The sequence below is a fragment of the Citrobacter sp. EC_71 genome (assembly GCF_019584005.1).
GTDB lineage: Bacteria > Pseudomonadota > Gammaproteobacteria > Enterobacterales > Enterobacteriaceae > Citrobacter > Citrobacter werkmanii.
On record NZ_VDAY01000055.1, the window covers coordinates 1 to 1,279 of the forward strand.

Annotated in this window: 1 protein-coding gene; it reads left to right on the forward strand. The window is 51.4% G+C overall.

Features of this window, described 5'->3' with window-relative positions; all coding sequences use genetic code 11:
- Positions 1–270 precede the first annotated feature (270 nt).
- Positions 271–1,131, forward strand: a complete 861-nt coding sequence (locus FHD02_RS23950) for a small-conductance mechanosensitive channel MscS (protein WP_042310907.1) — start codon at positions 271–273, stop codon at positions 1,129–1,131.
- Positions 1,132–1,279 lie beyond the last annotated feature (148 nt).

Sequence of the window (1,279 nt, forward strand, 5' to 3'; positions counted from 1 at the left end):
GAGCAGGTCATTGAGAAGTGGCATAAGAAAACGGCTCCCTGTAGTGGAAGCCGTTATAGTGCCGCAGTTTAAGGATCGGTCAACCGATCCTTAACTGATCGGTATTGCGCCAATGCGGGCCTTTTTTATTGCCATTTCAACAGGCTGCTGGCAGAGATTTCTGTGATCTGTTTGGCAAAAATCAGGTTTATTGTTTACTCTTGTCAGATTGCCAGTCCCGGCGGGGCGGCTTTATTTTTCCCATTTGGGTAAGCAAAAAAGGAATAGTAAATGGAAGATTTGAATGTTGTCGACAGCATAAACGGGGCGGGCACCTGGCTGGTCCGCAATCAGGAACTGCTGTTGAGCTATGCCGTCAACATCGTTGCGGCCATCGCCATTGTTATTATCGGTATGATTGTGGCGCGTATCGTGTCAAACACCGTTAACCGCCTGATGGTGGCGCGAAAAATTGATGCAACCGTTGCCGATTTCCTCTCCGCACTGGTGCGCTACGGTATTATCGCTTTCACGCTGATTGCCGCTCTGGGCCGCGTTGGGGTGCAAACTGCCTCCGTGATCGCTGTTCTTGGTGCCGCAGGTTTAGCCGTTGGTCTGGCATTGCAAGGTTCGCTGTCCAACCTTGCCGCAGGCGTGCTGTTGGTGATGTTCCGTCCGTTCCGCGCGGGTGAGTATGTAGACCTCGGCGGCGTGGCGGGGACCGTGCTCAACGTGCAGATTTTCTCCACCACCATGCGTACCGTAGACGGTAAGATTGTGGTGATCCCAAACGGTAAAATCATTGCCGGGAACATCATTAACTTCTCTCGCGAACCGGTTCGCCGTAACGAATTCATTATCGGCGTGGCCTACGATTCCGATATCGATCAAGTAAAGAAAATCCTCACCGATATCATCCAATCCGACGAGCGCATCCTTAAAGATCGTGAAATGACGGTGCGCCTGAATGAGCTGGGTGCTTCTTCGATTAATTTTGTTGTACGCGTCTGGAGCAACAGCAGCGATTTGCAAAGCGTCTACTGGGACGTACTGGAGCGTATTAAGCGCGAGTTTGACGCCAACGGCATCAGTTTCCCGTATCCGCAGATGGATGTGAACTTCAAGCGTGTGAAAGAGAACGTGGCAGAGTAATCTTTTTCTGCACCACGGTGCCGGATGGCGCTTCGGTATGAACCGGAAACATGGGTAACACTTTAGACCGGATACATGGGTAACAGTTATAACTGGCATAGAAGAGGAGACTCGCTATGCCCTGGACTGAGACCCGACCTATGCAACG

Excerpts from the sequence above, each read along its gene's own strand:
- FHD02_RS23950 (WP_042310907.1), top strand. The coding sequence starts at position 271 with ATGGAAGATTTGAATGTTGTCGACAGCATAAACGGGGCGGGCACCTGG.